This is a genomic window from Trichocoleus sp. Lan (assembly GCF_039961855.1).
Taxonomy (GTDB): domain Bacteria; phylum Cyanobacteriota; class Cyanobacteriia; order Cyanobacteriales; family FACHB-T130; genus FACHB-T130.
Map to the genome: position 1 here is coordinate 32,839 of NZ_JAMPKA010000028.1, position 22,120 is coordinate 54,958.

Here is a 22,120-nt window from a genome sequence, read left to right on the forward strand (position 1 = left end):
TTCTGATTTCTCAATTTATTTCCCCTCCGTAGCTTCGATGCGGAAGCGTTCGACGGAAGTTAGCAGGTCTCGTGCCACTCCGACCAAGTTTTGCAGCGCAGTGGATACCCGTTGCGCTTCCTGGGAAGTTTCTTGTGCGGTCAGTTCCACCGATTGCATCACCTGGGCAACAGCAGAAGAAGTTTCTGTCTGTTCCACTGTGTCAGCAGTAATCGAGCGAACCAGGGCGTCGATCCGATTTGACACCTGAATGATGTCTTCCAAACTCCGCTTTGCCTGTTCTGCTCGCTTCGTTCCATCAATTACCTGTTGAGTGCCTTCCTCCATTGCCATCATCACCGAACCCGTTTCGCTCTGGATTTGCAGCACAATCTGTTCAATTTCCTTCAAAGCTTTCGCAGCTCGGTCTGCAAGTTGTCGCACTTCATCTGCCACCACAGCAAAGCCCCGACCCGCCTCACCGGCGCGTGCTGCTTCAATACTGGCATTGAGTGCTAGGAGGTTGGTTCGGGAAGCGATCCCTGAAATTAACGCGACAATCTTAGAAATTTCCTGGGAAGATTCAGCAAGGCGTTTAACTTTTCGAGTCGTTTCTGCAACGGTTTCCCGAATTTGCAGAATCCCTGCCACCGTTCGTTCTACAGATTCGCCACCCTTCAAGGCTGTGGCAGAGGCGGCGCGGGCGACTTCTTCTGCTTCTCTCGCATTTTCGGCAACCCGCTGAATCGAGCCAGTCATTACCTGAACCGAGTTGAGAGTTACCGCCAGCTCTTCTGCCTGTCGCAGCGCATCGGAAGACAAACCGCGAGCAAATACTTCACTGTCAGTCGCTCCTCTACTGACTTGTCGAGCCGCCATCTTCACCTGTTGAACGATTTCCCGCAGGTTTTGAATGGTCAGGTTAAAGGAGTCGGCAACAGCTCCCAAAACGTCTGCGGTGACTTCTGCCTGCACGGTCAGATCCCCACGGGCAGCACCTTCTACATCATCCAGCAGCCGAATCACTTGACGTTGCAAGTCTTCTTTTGCTTGTTCTTGCTCTTCAGCTTTGCGTTGAGCTTCGGATGTAGTGGTCAGGATGACGCGAGCCATTTGGTTGAACCCAGCGGCCAGGGAACCGAATTCGTCTTCTGAGTAAACGGTTGCCTGGGCATTAAAGTTGCCACCAGAGACAGACTCAAACTGGGCTTGGAGGTCTTCGGTGGTTTTTTTGATTTGCCGAGTCGTGATTCGTCCTAAAGCCAGGGTAGTCCCAAAGGTGGCGGCACCCGCTGCCAGACTCATCACCCAGCTGGTGTTACGGAGATGGGAGATTGTAGTGTTTTTGCTGTCTTGGGGAGCAGCACTCGCGGAGATGAAGCTGACAAGTGCAACGACAACGGCGGAGACAATTCCGGCAGCGGCGGCAGAGATCAGCGGCTTTTTACTCAGAGGGGCGTTTTCAAAGGCAGCCAAAGGGCCTTGTTCGATAGTGACGTTTGGCTCTGCTTTGGAGCCTTCTGGAGTAAAGGAAATCGTTCCGGGGCTTTGTTCGGAGGTTCCGGTGATGCTGAATTCATCATCGTGAACGCCCAAGCTTGAACTTCCGGAGGATTCGGTAAAAGTTCGCGTCTCTACCTTCCGCTTGGAATCTCCAGATGCCCGTCTTGAAGAGGTTCCCAAGTCAGAAATTCCGGCGGAGAATCCTTGGCTATTGCCTTCTGAATGGGACAGATCGAAATCCGGAATGCTCCCTAAATCGTCTCCAAAATCACCAAATTCGTCTAAGAAGTCGCTGCTACTTTCATTGAGCCGGTTGCGCTGTTGATTTTCTGAGGAAAACGAGTCATAGCCAATGGCATCGTCAAAGGCTTCAAAGTCAAATTGGTCATTTCGGGTATTCCCGTTTTGATCGGAATGGGCGACATAAGTAGCATCGTCTTCGTAGGGATGAGTCTCAAACGGGCGGTGACGGGATCTAGTGGGATCGTTGCTACTGGTATAAGGTTCGGTATCGCCTAAGGCATCCTGACTGTCATATCCGAAACTTTCCTCCTCTGTTCTTCTGGATTCCAGCTCTCCGGATCTCATTAACAGTGTTTCGTCTTCCAGAGGAAAGTAATTGAAATTGGGTTCTTCTAAAGTGTCGGAAGAATTGGGAATTTCAAATGTCGAATTGTCATTCTCGAAGTTGCCCGATGGCATTTGAAATTCACGATCCGCCGTTTGATCGAAGTCAGTAAAGGCGTCGAGCGGAAATGCCTCTGCATCAAAATCTGTATTGGTTGCGGGCGATCCAGTCTCGTCATCCAGAGAACTGGGCGACCATGATTGTGCAAAGGGGTCGTGATAGGCTTCTGGTGTTTGTGCTGTTGCACTATCTGTATAGTCCGAGCTGACAAACGGATTCGCCGCTGAGTAAGACTCTATATCCTGAAAATCTCCAGAGTCGAAATCATCTAGAGAAGAGATGTCCTGAGTTGCCATCTCTGGTTCTTCTAGGGATGGCCATGCTGCGTTGGCTTTTGGAATCGCATAATCATCATGGTTGAGTGCAAATTCGTCTGGTTCCAACTCGCCACCAACGGGATCGGAAGTTGCACCAACCGATTCGGAGTAGTTTTGGCAAGAGAGGGCGTATTCTATTCCGTTGTTGGCACAATCGATAAACTCTTGGTCGTCGGTGAGCTGAGGCACCAACTCGTATTGTTCTTGCGCGATCGCGTACTGCTGTAATCCATAACAGTAAATATGACCCCGTAGAATCCGAGCATTTGGGTCATTGGGAAAATTTTCGACTAACCGATCGATGATGGCAGCTGCCTCTTCGTAGTTGCCCAGCGTGTAGGCCGAAAATGCGTGTTGATATTCTTGTGTGTAATCTGTACTTGATTTCATTTGCTTCCCCCAAAACAAGTAAAAATTAAAAATTAAAAATTAAAAAATTCATTTTGCCTTTTTACTTTTTAATTTTTAATTGATTTCATGCTGCCCATCGCGCTGAGCGAACAATTGCGACTTGGTCTAATAGTCGGAGAAACTGATTTTTCTCTTTGTCTAATAACCACTCACCCTTAAGAAAAGGTGCCATACTGTCTGGAACGTTAGTAAGCATCTGTACCTGATCGATATCGAGCCAGTCCATGCCGACAATACGCTCAACGGCTAAGCCTAACATGGTGTCCTGGTCTTCAACGGCAATCACTGGAATCTCAGGTTTGTCTGTGTTCAGGGCAGATGAATCCCCTAAAAACTGCCCGAGGTCTGCGACCCAAATCACTTGCCCGCGCCAGTTCAGCGTTCCTAACAGGAGGGGAGAAGCGTTGGGAATTGGAGTAATCCTGTCTGGTGATGGAGAAACCACTTCACGGATTCCACTGGCTCCTAGGGCAAATTCGTTACCGGATGGAACGTAAAACCGCAGGTGTAATTCACCTTCAGGACTCTCCAGTTCCTGAAATCCGGGTGAGTGATCTTGACCGCTGCCTGTTAAAAAGTCCGGATTGCCGACCATTCTATCTCCTTAGCTGTTAACTGTTAGCTGTTAGCTTTTGTTACTTCTCGAAACCTAAAAGCTACTAGAACTTTGGAGGTTAGTAGTTTTGGGCTAATGGCTAATGGCTTGTTAGCCTCGTAGCAGCTGTTTGACCGTCCCTATTAGCTCGGTTGGCTGAAAGGGTTTGGCTATATAAGCGTCTGCACCTTGTTTCATCCCCCAGTAGCGGTCAAATTCTTCTCCTTTCGACGAACACATTACCACAGGAACATTCTGGGTTTTTGGGTCGGCTTTGAGCCGACGACATACCTCATAACCGTTCATTCGGGGCATGACAATATCCAATACCACTAAGTCGGGACAAGACTTGAGAATTTGTTCCAAGGCTTCGACACCATCAGTGGCAATCGTTACGGTTAACCCACTTCCCTTGAGGAGGTCTGAGATCATTGCCCGTTGTGCGGGACTGTCTTCTACAACCAGAACTACACTCATAACTCCCTACCTACCTGTCTGCCGGTTCAAACATGAACGCTCGTAAGCCACGATTGGTTCACCCCTCAACCATGTCATGACTTAAGTATCCCATCTAACTTTAGACTCCTGTACGGGCGCTGTTTACGAAATATCTCCCCTGCTTTGGAGAGTCGCTGGTAAACGATTGCCCCCACGACTTGCTTAGTATCTGTAGTCGGTAGCCCGTCGTTGATAGTCCCTAGTCCATAGTCTATTCCTAATTTCATCATTGAATGAAGCCCCGCCTCATCGGTGGGGCAATTTTACCCGACTCGTACATCTGTTTCTTCTATCTCTCGATTTAACTCTGTAGGGTCTAAAGGTTCTGATATCGTTGATTCCTTTTCACCAGGGCCAATATATCTCTCTAGTAGCATTAATAGCTCACTTTCTCCAAAAGGCTTGGTTAGGTAGTCGGTTGCGCCTACCATCCTGGCTCTGACCCGATCGATAAATCCATCTTTGCCAGTCAGCATGATGATGGGGGTCTGTCGAAAAGCGGTTGATTTCCGGAGCATGGCACAAATCTCATAGCCTTCGAGGTCGGGCATTGCAATATCACAAAGAATCAAGTCGGGTTTGAGTTGGAAGACGAGACTGAGTGCTTTAAGAGGATTGCTAATCGCGGTTGCCTCATAACCTTGTGGTTTTAGGATATATTCGACGGTTTTACCGATGGCAACGTCATCATCGATACAGACAACGCGAGGAATTTTGTTGGCTGGGGTCGAATCGGATTCTATGCTAATTCCGACTCGGCGACTGGCTGCTGTTTCGTCGCTGGTACAACTTTGCAGTTGTACCCAACCTTGTTGTACATAGGGATAAATGGCTCTTGCCACAGTTAAAATTTCACGATTTAGATATCGGGCTAGCTGCCGTAGGGAGGTTTTTCCATCAAGCTGGCGATCTAGAGTTTTAAAAGCATTTTCTGGCAGGGCAGCGCGTAAAGAAACTGCGTCGGCAATGACTGGGCAGTGATTGGGAGATTGAATGTGGGGATGAAATTGTTTCCACTCCTGCACCTGCTTCATGATCTTGGCGACGAGGGGGGCAATTTCTAGGGTGGTAAGTTGTGGTGCTAGCGCTGGGCCAATGTCGAAGATGAAGGAGCCTTGATGAAGGCTGAGGAGGTCGAATAAGGTTTCATGCACCATACTGCGGATGATGCTGCGCCCTTGAGCGGGGGTCAAAATATGATTTTCCAACAGTGCCCACAAGTAGCCGTATTCGGGCGCATTAATCGCATCAATTAAGGGGACTTCCAGAGTTTTGAGGGAGGTTTCGGCTCGATAACGGCGTAGGTAGTCGCGCAAACGCAACAAACTGCCGGTTCCATCGCTAGCATAGGCGATTTGTCCGTTGAGGAAGAAGACAAACCAGAACGGCCCTGGTTCTTTGAGTTTTGCGTCTCGGTAGGGGATGCTGGTACGTCGCGCCCCTACATGCTCACCCGTTCCTTGAACGGGTGAGCTGTATGCCTCCACGAATAATTCGCCTGTTCGCTGACCTAATTCGATCAGTTGCAGGATGCTGCGTATATCAATTTCATTTAACGTTCCCTGCATGTAATGAAAATGCGCTCCTAATAACCGTTTGAATCTGAGTTAATGTTGCATTTGTCAAGTTTTACGCGGTGCCTGCTATAAAAATCTTTACAATTAGGTAGTTTTTCTTTGAGTAAAGGATGGAGCCAGATAATACAGTACCAGGGAAAGAGATTCTGGCGAAGGCGCAATCTTTACTGGCAGAAGTCAAACCCATGCAAGTGATTTGTCTGGTTGCTTTTGCCTGGGTTCAATTAGAAATGGAACTAGCCGAGAATTGTCTGTGGCAGGATTGCCTAGGATTCAAGTTAAATATTAAATAAGAAAGAAATCGAAACATATTTAGTTTAATTTAAGACTTGACGTGGCTGCCAACAGGGGCTAAATTACGGAGTCTTCAGGGAGAAACTGACCAAAAGGCGATCGCGTTTTAGATCGGGGTGTGAATTCAAAGGTGGAAGCGCCTCGTGGGTCGGCACTTCCACAACAAGGTCTGAAAAGGTTAGGATCGTTCTGGTTATGAAGCCTGGGCGAGAATTATGGCGGCATGGCTCTGGTGGGACCAGAGATCGGTCAACAAGCGGGCACAAGATACATCAAGAGGACCATCAGCGTGCTGTATCTAGCAGAAGTACAAAAAAAGAGTGGCGGTGTTTTTGGTGGTGGCAAGGCCGAACTAAAACTGCTGGCTTGTCAGCAGAATGACCAGAGTTGGCGTGCTGCGTCTGATGAAGTGATTCCCGCTCCTGAAGAAGCCAATAATTTTAATGGTGGCGTCTTGGTGCTGGTTGAGCTAAGCGGGAATCGGCAAGTGCAGCGTCCGCCGACAGAGGCGGGGCGTCAGTTGGTGAATATTTTGCAGAATTTCTCTCGCCAACTGGAAAAGTCGAAAACTCAGGAAGAAGAAATTGAACAGTGGAAGCAGTCGCTGACTTATCAGAGTCAGGAGTTAAACCGGCGCGAAATGGAAATGGAAGCGCGGGTGGAACAGCTGCAACAGTTGGAGGAAGACTTTGAACGGTTGGAGGCGCAACGTCAAGAAATTGACAGTTCGCGGGAGGAAATTGAGCGACTGCGGGAAGAGTGCGATCGGAACCGCATCGAGATGGAGGGAGCGTGGGAACACTTGCGGGGCGAGCAGCGGCGCTTGGAGGAACGACAGGCGGAGTTCCAACAAGGAACGGTATTAGATGAGGAGCAAGGTCAAAAGATTCGGGAATTACTAGATCGTTTAGCTTCGGCGATCGCTCCTACGGAAGCAGTGCGAGAACAACTGAATCTGGCTTTTGAAATTGTCAACGGGCAGCAGGGAACCCTAGACCAGCACTGGCAAAATCTGGAGCAACAACGCAACAATGCCCAACAGAAGCAAGCGGAAGTAGACCAGCAAACTCAGGAACTGCAAAGGCGCACGGAGGAGTTAAAGCAGGCTCAAGAGGCTCTGGAAAAAGTGCGTTTAGAGCGGATGGTGCTTCAAAATTCCCTGGAGATCAAGCAGGAGTATGCTCAGATGCAGAGTCTCCAGTTGCGAAATCAGGAGGAGCTGTACGAGCAACTTCACCGTCTGGCAACAACTTCAACGGGTGTCAAGATTAGCCAAAAGGTCGATCTGGAAGCGCTGGAGAAAATGCCCCTAGGCGAGCTGCAAGAAACCGTGCAAAATCTTCAGCAAGATTTGGAAAAAGTGATGCGCTTTGTCAATGACCAAGAAGAAGAGTTGACCTTGCAGCGTCAAACGGTTGAGGAATTGCAGACGAAGATCGAGCAAGCCAGCGAGTATGACCGCCTCAGTTTGGAAAATGAGCTAGCAGAGGAGCAGGATTGCTACCAAATGCTGGATGAGACGCTGGTGGGTCAACGCATCTACCTGCGGGAGCGAGAAGAAGTTTTAAATCAACACTTGCGGGTGCTGCGGCGACGGCAAGGGATTGTGGACAATGAAGGGCAGGACAATCAAAAGATTGACTTGGGTCCGGTTCTGAGTCAGTTGGAGGGACAACGACAACAACAGGCAGAGGAACTACAAAAGCTGGAAAGCCAGATTGAGCAGGTGCGGATGAGTATTCAGCAAGCTCAAGGCATGATTGACCATCAAGCTGGCGAACAGGAGCAAGAGCGCCAGCAGATTAAGCAGCTAGAGCAGAAATTGCAGGAAATGAGGGCGGCGGCGGCGGAACTCGTGGGCAAGGTAAATACCTATCAGGAAACGCTACAGCCAATGCAGGATCGCCTGAATGAGATGCGGCAGAAGTTGGAGGCAATCGTGGGGACGTTGGCTCAGGTACAGGAAACGGGTGACTATCAGCTGCAATCAATTACTGAGATGCGGCAAGTTCTCCTCACCTTGATCGGTGGTTAGTTGAATGCGGCATGAGAATTAAAAATTAAAAATCCAAAATTAAAAATGAGTCGTTCTGAATTTTTAATTTTGGATTGTTAATTTTTAATTGAAATCCAAGCTCCATCGACTTGTGCGATCGCGCCCCCAGGAAAGGGATCGGTTTGAGAGCGGTTGGGGGCTGTAATTAAGGCAGTCAGTTTTTCGATTTGCTCGAAGCTGGGAGTGATGGTTAGAACTGAGGCGAGAAAGTGTCGCATGACGCGACGTTGCAGGGCTAGGGGGGCTTGACGCAATACGAGGCGATTGAGTCTTGGGTCACGTCTGTAGTCAGTGCTGAGTGCTGTAGGGGCGGGGTTTTCCTGCTTATGCTCAGGGCTGAGTGGCGAGTCTTCGTTTTCTAGGGCTTGTTGCAGCAGCTTCTGAGCGGCTTCTTCAAGATATTGCACATCTGCCCGTAAAAGTTCCGCTGTCTTCGCCAGTGTTTGCTCAACTTGGGGGTTGAAGTGAGTTTGTAAGTATGGCAATAACTCTTGGCGGATACGGTTACGAGCATACTTAAAGTCTTGATTGGTGGAATCTTCCCAAACGGGAATCTGAAATTCTTGGCAAAATTGAGCGGTTTGTGCCCTAGAGACTTCTAGAAGAGGGCGCACCAGTTGCAGTGTTGGATGCAGTGTTGGAGTCAGCGGACGCTGCCAGGTTAGGGCTTGTAATCCATCGGCACCACTGCCGCGCATCAGGTTATAGAGAAGGGTTTCGGCGCGATCGCTCGCTGTATGACCTGTGACAATGTATGGGAAATTGTTGGTTTGGGCGATCGCACTCAAGGCTTGATAACGCCACTGCCGCGCCGCTGCCTCTGAGGTGATAGATGGCGTTTCTGGGGCGGTTTCCAAGTAATAGGAGACTTGCCAGGTTCTCGCCAACTGTTCCACATGGTTAGCATTTGCTTGGGAATCCGGACGCCAGCGGTGATCGCAGTGAGCAATTCCTAGATGCCATCCCCACTTTGGCTGCAAATCTAGCAGTAATTTGATTAAGCAGAGAGAATCTTGTCCCCCAGAGACTGCAACTAATAGGGGCTGGTTTCGCGGTAAGAGATGGCGATCGCGTAAAATTCGATGCAATTGAGCATGGAGAGGCGTCCAAGGGGGAAGATTAGGCATTAGCTATCATCTTCTTTGAGTTGCTGACGAATATCCTCTAGTGGTGATTCTGGCTCATCCGGGCAAAATTCTAGAGTTACTCTAACCTTTCCTTGTTTCCAGTTAGCACCGGGTCTTAGAACCTTGCAATCTATACCCTCACTAAACCACTTTATTTGCTCACCAGTTGCTCCTACCTGAGCCTGCATCCGGTTAATGAATTCACCCACTTGGAAAGTGGAGTGATTAATTAAAAGTCTCTGAGTATTTGTATTAACACACAAAACATTGTCCGCTTCTATCCGCTCGAATCCATTATTCATGTGAATCTCCAGTTCCAGCACTTGTTCTAGATTTTTTCAGAAGTAGCCGCGAGTTTACTTGTTAGGCTGCTATTGGTTTTAATCAGTGCGATCGCTCGGTCGATAAACGTCACCGGGGGAGTGGTCGGGATTAATCTCAATCACCAAGTCTACCGTCCTAGGATTTCTCGTCAGCGGTTTGATAAATAACTCTGGGTGGAGCGATTTCCAGAAATACTTGACAAATTCATCAATTTCCGAATCTGTCATGCCAGATTTACCAGCAGCAATCATGTCGTGTTCTGCCTGCCGTCGCCACTGCACAGACAGACGATAATCAACGGGATACAGCATCATCAGCCGATCTAACCGTTCCCACAAAGGTACATAGTCCTGCAATCGGGCATTCATGTCACGGGCAAACGTTCGCTCAGCAGCGGTTAGAATCGGCGGTGGCGCATTGTCAAAGACAGCAGGGTCTATGGGACGGACGCCGACAAACCACCCTTCAAACAGGATGATATCGATGTCTTGGACAATTTCTGGCTGCGTCCTATCACCGGCACCTTCCCAGGCAGATTTATCAAAGCGAGGGACTGGAATCGGTTGCCCGGATGGCTGACGCAGACAGTCCAAAACGTCTAAACCCAATTGAATATCGTGGGTTCCGGGTGGCCCGCGCCAGATCAAGCGGGGGTCTTGCTTTCTTAAGGCAAGGCGATCGCGATAGGTTTTGTAGAGGTCATCTAGAGACAGGCTGAGTGTCGAGTTCCCTAGGTGTTTGAGAATTAAGGTAAGGACGGCTCCCAGAGTCGTTTTGCCAGTTCCCTGTCCCCCTAAAATTCCCTGGATGAGGGGGCGTCCTAACTGTTGCCGATCCTGCGCTAGTTTTGTGGCTAGGGGAAGCCAGAGGTTCCACAGCGTTTCTAAACTGAGGGATAGGAACTGCGGGCTAAGGACTGAGGAAAGATGGGGATAGATTAAGAGGAACAAATGCGATCGCTTGCGGATGACTTCCTCCACATTGGCGGGTGCGATCCCAAAAGCTTTCGCCCGGAAGTCATCCGCTAGCGCCTGTGCTGCCAAATGTTCCAACTGTGCTGAAGTCGGCGTTTTTCTAGCGATCCAATCGTTAAAAATTTGGCGAAGAGAGTCCATCACGAACCAAGTTTAAAGGCTTCAATAAATAAACTGTAAGTCAGACCAATTTTCAGCGCATTCAACATTTCTGTCACTAATAAGCGGTTGGGAACGCCTTCACCTGTTGGCACAACTCGCCGGTTTCTGCCGTAAACGAACCGATTCACGGTTTCGGTGAAAAAAATTAAAAATCCAGCGGCAATCACATCCCAGTTAGCGGTTTGTCCCGCTGTTGTGGGAATAGCGGTTCCTAGAAACACGCCCACTAATAGGCTCATCACCACCAGCGATATCCGTCGCCAGGGATTGCGAAACCATCGCCTCAGCTGTTGGCTGACAACATCAAAGAGATTGTTGAGACGAGTCCTTTGCATCGTTGAGGCTGACTCCGAAGTAATGTCCTGCTTTCCAAAAGCTTTTTTTAATTATCTGATGCTCCTACCACTTCCTCGATTGGGAAGTTTTATAAAGCTGGAGGCGGCGCTAAGCGCGATCGCCGCCTTAATAAAGATTTGTGTTTGTAATATAGAGATTTATTTAGAATCAAAAATTTTCTTAAAAGTAAGGGCATTCTCAATACAGATGAGATGATGTGTCCGTGCCTTCTCCTATGCCAACCAGCATACAGATAGCCCTGGCAACGGTAATCAGGAGACAACTTAGGATTGGAGCGATCGCGCTGCGGCAATGGGGTAGCGATCGCTCCATTTTACATATTCAGCATAGGTTTGCACTTCCTCCAAATCATTTTCTACATTTTCTAATTGTGAGGAACTTATAAAACGCAACAACCAAAACTCAACAACTCTCATACGCTCTATGAGATTTAAAGATTGAATTAAAAATTTATAGAAAAAAGTATCAATTCAACCTGTGTTAATTTCGCGATAACTTATCCTAGATCAATTCCTCTAAGCAAGCCTCCTCTCCTAGCATCTATCAACATCACACGCCAATACTATACTTATTAAACTTCCGAAAATGAGCATCAACCTAACGGGTTATCAGCTTTCCACTTTACCTCTTCATGAAGGAGCTAAAACAGTTATTTATCAGGGGACTAGAGAGGCTGAACTAATCTCTGTAAGTGTAAAAGCCCTTAAAGCCGAATATCCCACTCTTGAAGAAATTTCTCGATTGAGACATGAGTATAAAATTTTACTCCCTTTGGATATAGAAGGGGTTGTTAAATCACTGGCATTAGAAAACTATAACAACGGTCTAGCGTTAGTATTAGAATATTTTGACGGAGAATCTCTAGAAAAGTTATCAAATCTCCCCTGAAAACTGATTTAAACCAGTTTCTTCCGATTGCTATTCAGCTAGCAGATACCCTTGCCGCCTTGCATCAAAACCAGATTATTCATAAAGATATTAAACCACACAATATCCTAATGAATTCTAAAACTGGTCAAGTTAAGATTATAGATTTCAGCATTTCATCGCGTCTTTCTAGAGAAACTCAGACACAAGGTAATCCCACTTTACTAGAAGGCACCCTTGCCTATATGTCGCCCGAACAAACAGGCAGAATGAATCGGTCGATTGACTACCGTACCGACTTTTACTCGCTAGGCGTCACCTTTTATCAAATGCTGACGGGAAATTTACCTTTCTCTTCTACTGACCCGCTGGAACTCGTTCATTTTCACATTGCTAAACAACCTGCTTCTCCTGACCAAATCAATCCAAATATCCCGGCATCAATTTCAGCGATTGTAATGAAATTATTAGCTAAAAACGCTGAAGATCGATATCAAAGCGCCCAAGGATTAAAGGTAGATTTAGAGGAATGCCTCGTTCAACTGCAAAGAAATGGCAAAATTGAAGATTTTCTTCCAGGTCAGCGAGATAAATCTGGGCAATTGCTCATCCCTCAAAAACTGTATGGTCGTGAAACTGAAGTAACTACCCTAATGGATGCCTTTGACCGAGTCAGTGCTGGAACTACTGAGATGATGCTAGTTTCGGGTTATTCAGGTATTGGTAAATCTTGCTTGGTTCAAGAAGTTCATAAACCCGTTGTGCGTCAGCACGGATATTTTATTGCGGGTAAGTTTGACCAGTTTAAGCGAAATATTCCTTATGCTGCTCTGATTCAAGCTTTGCAAGAATTAATCCGGCAACTATTAACAGAAAGTCAGGAACAGATAGTTTTTTGGAAAGAAAAGCTAGAAAATGCTTTGGGATCGCAAGGTAAGATTGTTATTGATGTTATACCCGAAGTCGAACTAATTACTGGAGTTCAGCCAGAAGTTCCACAACTAGAACCCAGTGAATCTCAAAATCGCTTCAACCGGGTGTTTCAACAGTTTATTCATGTCTTTACAAAGCCAGAACATCCGCTGGTTATTTTCCTGGATGACTTACAGTGGGTAGATTCAGCTTCTTTAAAATTCATCGAACTACTGATGACTGACCCCAACAGTCAATATCTGTTAATGATTGGAGCCTATCGAGATAATGAAGTTAGTCAAACTCATCCGTTGATGCTAGCTTTGGACGAACTAAAAAAAACAGAGGCGATTGTCAATAACATTATTCTTCGTCCTTTGGATATTGAAAATGTCTATCAATTAGTAGCTGATACCCTTCAAGAAACCGAAAGATCGAAGGAAGTCGCTGAGCTTGTCTTTCATAAAACTCAAGGTAATCCCTTCTTTTTAACACAACTGCTTCAGACACTTTACTCTGAACGTTTTTTACATTTCGACTTTGTTGAAAGTCGCTGGCTTTGGAATCTCGATCGAATCCAAAGGATTGGGATTACAGATTATAACGTCGTCGAACTGGTTGCCAGAAATATTCAAAGATTGTCGACAAAAACCCAGGAAATTCTAAAATTAGCTGCTTGCATTGGAAACCAATTTATCTTAGAGGCTCTATCTATTGTCAATAAGCAATCTTTAATCAATACTGCTGATGATTTGTGGGAGGCGCTTCAAGCTGGTTTAGTTTTACCTTTGAGCAATACTTATAAAATCCCTCTATTTTTTGATCAAGCAGAAAAAGGAGATTTTCTGCTTGAAGATATCAGGATTAGTTATAAATTTTTGCCCGACCGAGTGCAGCAAGCGGCTTATTCTTTGATTCCGGAGGAGCGGAAAAAATTAACCCACCTAAAAGTTGGTCAACAGTTGTTACAAAAAACAGCTAAATATGCACTGGAAGAGAATATTTTTGATATTGTCAACCAGCTCAATATTGGGGCGGAGTTGCTTGTTCACCAAGCAGACAAAGATGAACTTGCCCAACTCAATCTGATGGCTGGGAAAAAAGCCAAAGCAGCATCGGCTTATGAAGCATCTGCCAGATACTTAACTGCAGGACTAAGACTGCTTACTGAAAATAGCTGGCAAAGCCACTACGATTTAACGCTTACACTTCATCTTGAGCCAGCGGAAGCAGAATACTTAAATATCAACTTTGAGCAGGCAGCTACTTTAGCTGAAGTTGCCCTAGAACAATCTACAAGTTTAATCGACGAAGTAAAGGTAAACGAGCTACAAATCCAGATTTATAGCTGTCAATTTCAGATGGTTAAAGCCGTCGATACAGGGCTACAAGTTTTGGAACGGCTGGGAATTACTCTCGTAACGTTAACAAGTGCTTCTCGCGGGTTGACGAAGCAATCGGAAAGCCTGCGGACATTCATGCTGGGTTAGAAAGCACGTTGATGATTCTACAGCATCGTCTAAAAGCGAGCGCGGAGCGTCCGGCAATTGAGCTGGTGAAAGAGAATGGTGAGTTGCCGTTAGTGGAATGTTACACCGGACAACTTAACCAGGTGTTTATGAATATTATGGCGAATGCAATTGATGCAATCGATGAGGTAATGAGTAAGAAGATACGGGGAATCAATAATCGACCCGAAAGTGCGAATTACCCCTTGCCAAAGATTCGGATTCACACGGAAGTAATCAATGGTGAGAAAGTAGCGATTCAGATTGCTGACAATGGACCGGGAATGCCGGAAAAAGTTCGGCAACGTCTGTTTGAACCCTTCTTTACAACGAAGCCGGTAGGCAAGGGGACGGGGCTAGGTTTATCCATTAGCTATCAGATTGTCGTAGATAAACATGGTGGGCAATTGAGCTGTATCTCAGCGCCAGGAGAAGGGACGAAGTTTATGATTGAGATTCCGCTCAAGGCAGCCCTCTCAAAAGTGTTATAGGGGCAGGAAACGCCCAAAGCTTGAGTGTCTAGAAGCGTCACCCAAGATTCTTGTTTTGTGGCGTAGATGAAAAATGGCGATTGGCGCGATCGCTCACGCGAAGAGTCCGTCTTTGGCGGAGCTTTTTGCCATCAAGGAAGGTAAACTCCTGAAAGACTATCCAAAAGCTTATGATTTTAAAGGTTTACCCTGGGTTTCTGATTGCTGTGCTTTTAGGACTCATCGGGTTGGGGCTGGGACTGCTTCAGGAGCGGGTGGAACTCAATTGGGCAAAGTTAGATGCTTCGTTGCTCTCAAAAACGAATGCTTCACTGCGGGAAAATCCCCCCGGCGCAGGAAAGTTGCCGAACTCTAGACCAGTTGCCTCGCCCACAGACGATCGACAAATCCCGCTCATTACGACTCGTCAGGGACCTTTACGGGTGACGAATCAAACGGAGTATCCGTTACGGCTGGCGTTGCTGACTTATCAGCCCCCAACGACATCTTATGGGGAGCCAGCACACTGGGATTTTGCCCCAGGAGAAGGGGGGAGTCAGGGCGTGACCTTATCGTTGCCTGGAGGGGATTTGCAGCTAAAAAAGGGGGATATTTTGGTGGCATTTGCCCAAGATGGTTCCCGCCGGTATTGGGGACCGTACGTTGTGGGTGAGACGCCTCTGCCTGTCTGGAATGCTCAGGTGTCGGAATGGCAACTGGTTTTGCAATCTTAGGTCGTAGATAGTCAGGGGTCATTCGTTTATAGTCAGCAGTTAGGAGTCAGTTGTTTTTTCTCCTCTACGGACGAATTACCCATGACTTCTTATCAAGTACCCATTCACCGCTGACAATTTAGGGAACACATAGGTTTTGCCAGAGTCAGGAAGTGCTGCTGGGTAGGTGGGAGTCATGACATCTTGCAATGGGTGCGCTGGCGTCGCATTTCCAGCTAGATTAAGGTCTGGGAAAATGCCTTTTGAGGTTGCCCATTACTGACGGACGGTTCGGGGGTTCATGAAATTTAGGGTTGAGCGAACGGTTAGAAGTTGGTGGAAATCTTGGGAGAAGCATCCCAGCGTGCTGGTGAGTCTATCGATTCTGTGGGTGCTAGTGGTTTGCTGGCTGGCTTTTGTGTGGAATTTAGGGAATATCGGTCTGGTTGATGAAACTGAGCCGCTGTTTGCTGAAGCTGCCCGCCAGATGACGGTGACGGGAGATTGGATTACACCGTATTTTAACGGGGAGACGCGCTTTGATAAGCCGCCGTTAGTTTACTGGCTGATGGCGATCGCTTATAAACTGATTGGCGTCAATGAATGGGCGGTGCGATTGCCTTCGGCGCTGTCTGCGATCGCTGTGACGGGATTAGGCTTCTATACGTTGCGCTACTATGGGCTTCCTTCTCCGAGTGCGGTGACGGGGCAAGCTAGGGATGGGATGATATCGCAGCGTCAGTTGTGGCTATCGGCTTTACTAGGTGCGGCTGCGATCGCTCTAAATCCAGAAATGATTGTCTGGGGACGCACAGGCGTCTCTGATATGCTGCTAACCGGCTGCGTGGGTTGTGCGCTACTTTCTTTTTTTCTTGGCTATGTCAACACCAACCAACCCGCGATCCAAACTCGTTGGTATCTCGCTTTCTACGTGCTAGTTGCCTTGGCAATCTTGACGAAAGGGCCGGTCGGCATTGTCTTACCCGTTCTGATTATTGGGGCTTTTCTACTTTACCTGGGCAAGGCTCAGGAAGTGTTGCGGGAGATGTTTCCGATTCGGGGCTTGGCACTGGTGTTGGTTTTGGCAGTGCCTTGGTATGTTTTGGTGATTTTGCGGAACGGCGAAAACTACGTTAATAAGTTTTTTGGTTATCACAACTTGGAACGCTTCACAGGCGTTGTTAATCACCACTGGGCACCCTGGTATTTTTACTTCCTAGTGGTGCTGCTGGGTTTTGCGCCTTGGTCGATTTATTTGCCGGTAGCGATCGCCCGTCTCCGCTTTTGGCAGCGCAGCAAATGGCGGAACTCCCCCCGTTCCACTCATTTAGGTTTATTTGCTCTATTTTGGTTTGCCGGGATCTTTGGCTTCTTCACCGTTGCGGTGACAAAACTCCCCAGCTATGTGCTGCCTTTAATGCCAGCAGCAGGAATTTTGGTGGCACTTTTGTTCAGCGACCAATTGAGGACTGGGGTGAAAGGACTGAGAACTGAGGAAGAAGTCGGTAGTTCAGAATTAGCAGTTAACCAGCCGGAAGGAGAATTCCCCACTCAGTCCTCAGTCCTCAGTCCTCAGCCCTCATTCCTCCGTCCTTTGTTTTGGAGTGGCGTTGTCAATGTGGTGTTTTTATCAGTTCTGGCAGGTGCGCTTCTATACAGCCCAAACTTCTTAGGATATGACCCTGCCGTGCCCGATCTGCGCCAAATGGTTCAACGATCTGGTTTGACGGTGTGGGGAGGCATCATCTGGGGAGCAACCGCTATTTGGACAGGGTGGTTGCTGCTGAAACGACGGCGGTGGCGTTGGCTGTGGACTTCAAATCTAATCGGATTTATGGCTTTTATCATCTTTGTGGTAACGCCTGCCTACTTCATGATGGATCGAGCACGTCAGATGCCGCTGCGGGAATTATCGGCACGGATCGCCCAAGTCCAGCAGCCAGGAGAAGCCATATTAATGATTGGTTTCAAAAAACCGAGTGTCGTATTTTACACGCAGCGCCCGGTGAATTACTTTGCCAAAGTTAGCTCGGCAATGGAATACATTGAAGCGATCGCGGCGACTCAACCCAAGCCACCTTCGGTATTGATTTTGACTGAGCCTAAATATTTAGAGAACACAAAAATACAGCCCAAGGAGTACCAAAATTTAGGCAAAGCCGGTGCTTATCAACTCATTCGGTTGTCAAAACAAATCGTCGCCAGTGTCCAGCATCGACACTCTAGCTAAATGCTAAATTGTTAAACTGCCGCAGCTTGCAGTCATATTAAGCCTGGATAATTGCCCGTGATTAGAACACCTCACGCCCAATGCCTCTGTCTTTTCGCTTAGGGGTTGGGGTGGAGAGGGACAGGAAAAGCAGTGGTTCGGCAATGCTTGTTCGGCAAGCCGACTGGAATATTAGGTGAATAAAATTTCTGGTGGCATCATGATAAAATTCGGCGTTTTGGCACGACTGAGTTTGAAAGGATGAAAGCACCATCTTCAGGAAAAAGGAAAAATTTTTGGCATCAGTGCCGATTGCCGGTTGTTGGTAGCCTAATTTGTAGCCTAATTTTCCTTTGGCTTTTGCTAGCGATGCCGGTGCTCGCTGAAGATTTACCATCGCCGTCACCCGTCACAATAGAAACGCTGCGACAGATGCAGCAACAACTAGATCGGCAGCGGTCTAATTATTCTAAAGAACGCGATCGCTTATCAAAACTCCAAAAAGCCGCGAAGGGACAACTCAGTGGCTTGCAGCAAAACCTGGAATTAACAGGTACCCAGCTTAATGACTACCAGTACCAATTACAAAGAGCCACTCAGGAATTAAAGACGTTACAAGAGGATCTGGCGAGCGCGGAACGCTCTTATCAACAAAAGCAAGCCGCCACAGTTGCCCGTTTGCGTTTCCTGCAACGCCAGCAACTCTCTCACCAAGGATGGGGAATCCTGCTTTCTAGCCAAAATCTCAGTCAATTTTCCGACCGGCGTCGCCAGATCAAATTGGTGTTTCAAGCCGACCAACAAATCTTGAAAAACTTGAAGGCGGAAGCTGACCAAATCGATCGCCAAAAAACCGAGATCGAACAGCAGAAAAACCAAATTGCTCTGATTACCCAGCAATTGCTGGCACAAAAAGCCGACTTTGAAGTTCAGACACAGGCTCAGCAGCAGCTCATTCAACGCTTGAATACTAACCGGCAAGCCTTAGAAGCCGCCGAGAACGTTTTAGCAGAGGATTCCGCAGGGATTAGCACTCTCATTCAAAAACGAGTTGCAGAAGCGAAGGCAAAAAGAGAAAGAGAAGCGGCAGCGAGCAAAGCCATTCTTCGCGGGAGGGACATTATTCGCGGATCGGGTATTTTCAGCTACCCCAGCGATGCGGGAATTACAAGCAATTTTGGTTGGCGAGTCCACCCGATTCTGGGCTACCGCCGTTTCCATTCTGGTCTTGACTTTGGGGGAAGTTATGGCAGCACGATCCGCGCCGCCAACAGCGGAGAGGTAATTTTTGCCGGATGGTATGGAGGTTACGGGAAGGCGGTAATTATCGACCACGGCAATGGCATTACTACCTTATATGGTCACGCCAGCGAAATCTATGTTTCGGAAGGACAATCTGTAAACCGAGCCGATGCGATCGCGGCAGTTGGTTCTACTGGCTTTTCTACGGGCCCCCATCTCCATTTTGAGGTGCGTAAAAATGGCACACCTGTAGACCCGATTACCTTCCTTTAGGCTTATGGAAACAGACTTGTATCAGCCCTAAAATGGACAATTATTCGGGAATTTAACGGCAAACAATCAGATATTCTTAGTTTTATTGCGCGAGTAGTCTATTTCAACCAAACAAGTGTCAATCTCTTTCTCTAATCCTTCTAAAATCAGCAATTTTCAGAAAACACTGAATGTCATCGTCGTCGCCATGCCTGTGGTGGGATTTATCGCGGCGACCCTGGCTATCATCTTCTGGGAACGTGGGGTCCAGCCGCTGGATCTGAGCCTACTCGTAGGAATGTATGCCCTGACTTTCTTTGGCATCACTGTGGGGTATCACAGGTTTTTCACCCATCGTGCTTTTCAGGCAGGGGCATTTGTGCGTGCTTTTTTAGCGATCGCTGGCTGCATGGCAGGTCAAGGCCCAGTCGCCAGCTGGGTGAGCCACCATCGCTGTCATCACCTCTACTCAGATACTCAACAAGACTTCCACTCACCAAATATTCACGGAGAAGGGTTTTGGGGAGTTGTTCAAGGCTTTTGGCACGCCCATACTGGCTGGCTGCTAAACGTCGATTGGACGCCCCCATACCCCTATGTCTCGGATCTCAATCGTGACAAAGTTGTCCAAAAAATCGACCAGCTCTACATCCTTTGGGTGCTACTTTCTCTGTTAATTCCGACGCTTCTGGGTGGAGTCTTAACCGGGTCGTGGTCAGGAGCATTGAGAGGCTTAATCTGGGGCGGAGGTATCCGGATTTTCCTCTTGCACCAGTTTACTTTTAGCGTCAACTCAGTCTGCCACCTTTGGGGAAAACGCCAATTTCCCACAGAAGATCAAAGTAAGAACAATCTTTTCGTCGCCATCATGACCCTCGGTGAAGGATGGCACAATAACCACCATGCTTTCCAGCACTCGGCAAGGTTTGGACTCAGATGGTGGCAACTTGATTTCGGTTGGTTAGGTATCCTCGCCCTCAATCGCTTAGGGCTTGTCTGGAATGTCAAAGTTCCATCCTCAAGCGAAATCGAACTGAAAAGCATCACTTCTTCAGTTGGATAGTGAGTGAATTTGATCCATTAGCCGCTGAAAGCATCTCATTTTGATATAAAACGCCTGGACTAACTCAAAAATGTTGTTAGGCGTTGTTAGAAAGCGTTAAACCCTGATATCCGAAAATTTCCTAGGGGCACGGCAATGCCGTGCCCCTACTTTTAGTGGAGATTACCTGCCTCTACAAATTAGGTTTATAGGAGTTTTCACTCTTAGTGCAATATAAAGAACCTCACCCGCAACCCCTCTCCGTGAACGGAGAGGGAATATTGAATCCCTCCCGGAAAAGCGGGCAGGAGTTGGGGTGGGGTTAAACCATACTGTATCCAATAGAGAATTGCTAGATTTTCTACCGCCATGTTTATGCAACTTTGGCGAATCTGCGATCGCGCAGTCGTCTCGCCTGCGATTAGACAAGTGTAGAAAAATTTCACGCGCTGTTAGTGATTAATGGTTATTCCTCTGTAGATATGAATGGTGCTGAGTTGAAAACTCATCATTAGTACCATTTCGGCGTTGTTGCTCTACATCGTCAGGCTAAGGTTGCCTCACCGTTGGGTGAGAGCAAATCCAAAATCCCCAATTGCTACTGACACATAACCATTAACACGCTAAATCAACTATGTCATATTCTTCTGTTCCTACCGGCATCCGAGATATCTTGAGCGAACGGTTTTCTCTACTGCCTCTGAAATTCTGCATCGATTGCTGGGGGACAGACAAGATAATGACCAATGAAACTTTTGATGACTCGCTTCCTCAACTCACTTTGCAGATTCATCATCCCGGAGTCATCCGGACGCTAATTCTGAGTCAAGATCCTTTGGTTCTAGCGGAAGCTTACCTTCGGGGCTTTTTAGACTTTACAGGTAACATCGACGATCTGATGCTCTTAGAAGCGCTTTCCTTTTCCCAATGCGATCGCAGCAAAGCAATCAAAGCTTGGATGGAAGCACTGAGTCTACCCCAATTGCCTTTATCGCAGCCAGAGAAATCACCTTGGCAGAAATTGATCGCTCATAGTCGCGATCGCGACTTGGCAGTTGTTCAATATCACTATGATGTCGGCAATGATTTTTACCGTCTTTGGCTCGATCCTTTACTCGTCTATTCTTGTGCCTATTTTGAACATCCTCAGATGAGCCTGCAAGAAGCTCAGCAGGCAAAGCTTGATTTGATCTGCCGTAAACTCCAATTAAAACCCGGTGAATATTTATTAGATATTGGCTGTGGCTGGGGAGCTTTGCTACGCTGGGCTGTAACTCATTACGGAGTGAAGGGATATGGTATTACTCTGAGTAAAGAGCAGCTGGCTTTTAACCAACAAGCGATCGCCAAAGAAGATTTGGACACCCAGCTAAAAGTCGAGCTTCTCGACTATCGCAACTTACCCCAAACGCCAACCTTTGACAAAATTGTTTCAGTTGGGATGGTTGAACACGTAGGAATTAAAAACTACCCCATTTATTTTCAGAGTGCCTTATCTACCTTGAAGCCTGGGGGTTTGTTTCTCAATCACGGCATCACCGCCTCAGAAAAATGGGACGGTTCCAGCCTCAACGAGCGCTTTGTTCAACGTTATATCTTCCCAGACGGAGAGCTGTCCAGGTTGTCCGATTCTTTAGCTGTCGCTGAAGAGACGGGATGGGAGATTGTCGATGTTGATGCTTGGCGGATGCATTACGCCAAAACAATGCGCTGTTGGGCAGCTAATTTGGATGCAGTGATGGAGAAAGCGATCGCCCTCAGCAGCGAACGTAAAGTCCGATTATGGCGGCTCTATCTCATCGGTTTCGCTCTTGCCTTTGAACAGAACCACATGGGGCTTTATCAAGTCCTATTGCGGCGACGAGCAGATAAAGCGTGGAAATTGCCGTTTACCCGTAAAGATTGGTTATATTAAGAGTTTTAATATTGCTTGTTTCTACTACAGAGTGATGCCACAGCCGTCACTCTGTACAATCAGAATACTCACGGCCTTGGTAGACCACTATGCCCAGAAAACAGCAAAGCTGGATTGTTTTTCAGGCA

The 22,120-nt window shown here is 47.4% G+C and carries 19 protein-coding genes and 1 pseudogene; 9 read left to right on the plus strand and 11 right to left on the minus strand.

Going from position 1 to position 22,120, the window contains the following annotated elements; all coding sequences use genetic code 11:
- Positions 1-15: 15 nt before the first annotated feature.
- The 4 genes from NDA03_RS21825 to NDA03_RS21840 form a co-directional block, all read right to left on the minus strand.
- Positions 16-2,877, minus strand: coding sequence for a methyl-accepting chemotaxis protein (locus NDA03_RS21825; RefSeq protein WP_348239116.1), 2,862 nt, complete (start codon positions 2,875-2,877; stop codon positions 16-18).
- 85 nt (positions 2,878-2,962) lie between these two features.
- Complete coding sequence (locus NDA03_RS21830; RefSeq protein ID WP_190414516.1) at positions 2,963-3,493, minus strand: chemotaxis protein CheW; 531 nt, start codon at positions 3,491-3,493, stop codon at positions 2,963-2,965.
- A 111-nt stretch (positions 3,494-3,604) separates the two neighbouring features.
- Complete coding sequence (locus tag NDA03_RS21835; protein ID WP_190414517.1) at positions 3,605-3,970, minus strand: response regulator; 366 nt, start codon at positions 3,968-3,970, stop codon at positions 3,605-3,607.
- 284 nt (positions 3,971-4,254) lie between these two features.
- Entirely contained in the window at positions 4,255-5,559 is a 1,305-nt protein-coding gene (locus NDA03_RS21840; RefSeq protein ID WP_190414519.1) for a response regulator, read from the minus strand.
- A 119-nt stretch (positions 5,560-5,678) separates the two neighbouring features.
- Here NDA03_RS21840 and NDA03_RS21845 point away from each other — a divergent pair, with 119 nt between their 5' ends.
- Positions 5,679-5,861 (plus strand): hypothetical protein, encoded by a 183-nt coding sequence (locus NDA03_RS21845; protein WP_348239117.1) that lies wholly within the window; start codon positions 5,679-5,681, stop codon positions 5,859-5,861.
- 290 nt (positions 5,862-6,151) lie between these two features.
- On the plus strand, positions 6,152-7,897 hold the full coding sequence (hmpF, locus tag NDA03_RS21850; protein ID WP_190438377.1) for a pilus motility taxis protein HmpF: 1,746 nt from the start codon (positions 6,152-6,154) through the stop codon (positions 7,895-7,897).
- A 77-nt stretch (positions 7,898-7,974) separates the two neighbouring features.
- Here hmpF and tilS read toward each other — a convergent pair whose 3' ends face one another.
- The 5 genes from tilS to NDA03_RS21875 form a co-directional block, all read right to left on the minus strand.
- Complete coding sequence (gene tilS, locus NDA03_RS21855) at positions 7,975-9,045, minus strand: tRNA lysidine(34) synthetase TilS (protein ID WP_348239118.1); 1,071 nt, start codon at positions 9,043-9,045, stop codon at positions 7,975-7,977.
- Positions 9,045-9,347, minus strand: coding sequence for a KGK domain-containing protein (locus NDA03_RS21860; protein WP_190414523.1), 303 nt, complete (start codon positions 9,345-9,347; stop codon positions 9,045-9,047). Before NDA03_RS21860 ends, tilS begins: the two co-directional genes overlap by 1 nt.
- Before the next feature lie 78 nt (positions 9,348-9,425).
- Positions 9,426-10,484 (minus strand): glycerate kinase, encoded by a 1,059-nt coding sequence (locus NDA03_RS21865; RefSeq protein WP_348239119.1) that lies wholly within the window; start codon positions 10,482-10,484, stop codon positions 9,426-9,428.
- The gene (locus NDA03_RS21870; protein ID WP_190414525.1) at positions 10,484-10,840 is read right to left on the minus strand and encodes a DUF565 domain-containing protein; all 357 of its coding nucleotides are present in this window, start codon (positions 10,838-10,840) and stop codon (positions 10,484-10,486) included. Before NDA03_RS21870 ends, NDA03_RS21865 begins: the two co-directional genes overlap by 1 nt.
- Before the next feature lie 285 nt (positions 10,841-11,125).
- Positions 11,126-11,278: a hypothetical protein gene (locus NDA03_RS21875; protein ID WP_190986160.1), complete on the minus strand. Its 153-nt coding sequence runs from the start codon at positions 11,276-11,278 to the stop codon at positions 11,126-11,128.
- Between the two features lie 169 nt (positions 11,279-11,447).
- Here NDA03_RS21875 and NDA03_RS21880 point away from each other — a divergent pair.
- The 4 genes and pseudogenes from NDA03_RS21880 to NDA03_RS21895 all read left to right on the plus strand — a co-directional run.
- Positions 11,448-14,059, plus strand: a pseudogene (locus tag NDA03_RS21880) (serine/threonine-protein kinase PknK); the annotation flags it as partial.
- 83 nt (positions 14,060-14,142) lie between these two features.
- The gene (locus NDA03_RS21885; RefSeq protein ID WP_348239120.1) at positions 14,143-14,640 is read left to right on the plus strand and encodes a HAMP domain-containing sensor histidine kinase; all 498 of its coding nucleotides are present in this window, start codon (positions 14,143-14,145) and stop codon (positions 14,638-14,640) included.
- Between the two features lie 170 nt (positions 14,641-14,810).
- Positions 14,811-15,353, plus strand: a complete 543-nt coding sequence (locus NDA03_RS21890) for a hypothetical protein (RefSeq protein ID WP_348239121.1) — start codon at positions 14,811-14,813, stop codon at positions 15,351-15,353.
- A gap of 280 nt (positions 15,354-15,633) precedes the next feature.
- Positions 15,634-17,562 (plus strand): glycosyltransferase family 39 protein, encoded by a 1,929-nt coding sequence (locus NDA03_RS21895; RefSeq protein WP_348239122.1) that lies wholly within the window; start codon positions 15,634-15,636, stop codon positions 17,560-17,562.
- Between the two features lie 61 nt (positions 17,563-17,623).
- Here the strand turns inward: NDA03_RS21895 and NDA03_RS21900 are convergent, their stop codons facing one another.
- Complete coding sequence (locus NDA03_RS21900) at positions 17,624-17,938, minus strand: hypothetical protein (protein ID WP_348239123.1); 315 nt, start codon at positions 17,936-17,938, stop codon at positions 17,624-17,626.
- Between NDA03_RS21900 and NDA03_RS21905 the strand changes: the two genes are divergently transcribed.
- Together NDA03_RS21905 and NDA03_RS21910 are read left to right on the plus strand one after the other, a co-directional pair.
- Positions 17,911-19,056 (plus strand): peptidoglycan DD-metalloendopeptidase family protein, encoded by a 1,146-nt coding sequence (locus NDA03_RS21905; protein WP_348239124.1) that lies wholly within the window; start codon positions 17,911-17,913, stop codon positions 19,054-19,056. The genes NDA03_RS21900 and NDA03_RS21905 overlap by 28 nt on opposite strands.
- 115 nt (positions 19,057-19,171) lie before the next feature.
- Complete coding sequence (locus tag NDA03_RS21910) at positions 19,172-20,098, plus strand: acyl-CoA desaturase (protein WP_190415914.1); 927 nt, start codon at positions 19,172-19,174, stop codon at positions 20,096-20,098.
- Positions 20,099-20,301: 203 nt separating this feature from the next.
- On the opposite strand, the gene NDA03_RS21915 is transcribed toward NDA03_RS21910, so the two are convergent.
- On the minus strand, positions 20,302-20,523 hold the full coding sequence (locus NDA03_RS21915; protein ID WP_190523971.1) for a hypothetical protein: 222 nt from the start codon (positions 20,521-20,523) through the stop codon (positions 20,302-20,304).
- A 188-nt stretch (positions 20,524-20,711) separates the two neighbouring features.
- Between NDA03_RS21915 and NDA03_RS21920 the strand changes: the two genes are divergently transcribed.
- Positions 20,712-21,992, plus strand: coding sequence for a class I SAM-dependent methyltransferase (locus tag NDA03_RS21920; RefSeq protein WP_190415916.1), 1,281 nt, complete (start codon positions 20,712-20,714; stop codon positions 21,990-21,992).
- Positions 21,993-22,120 lie beyond the last annotated feature (128 nt).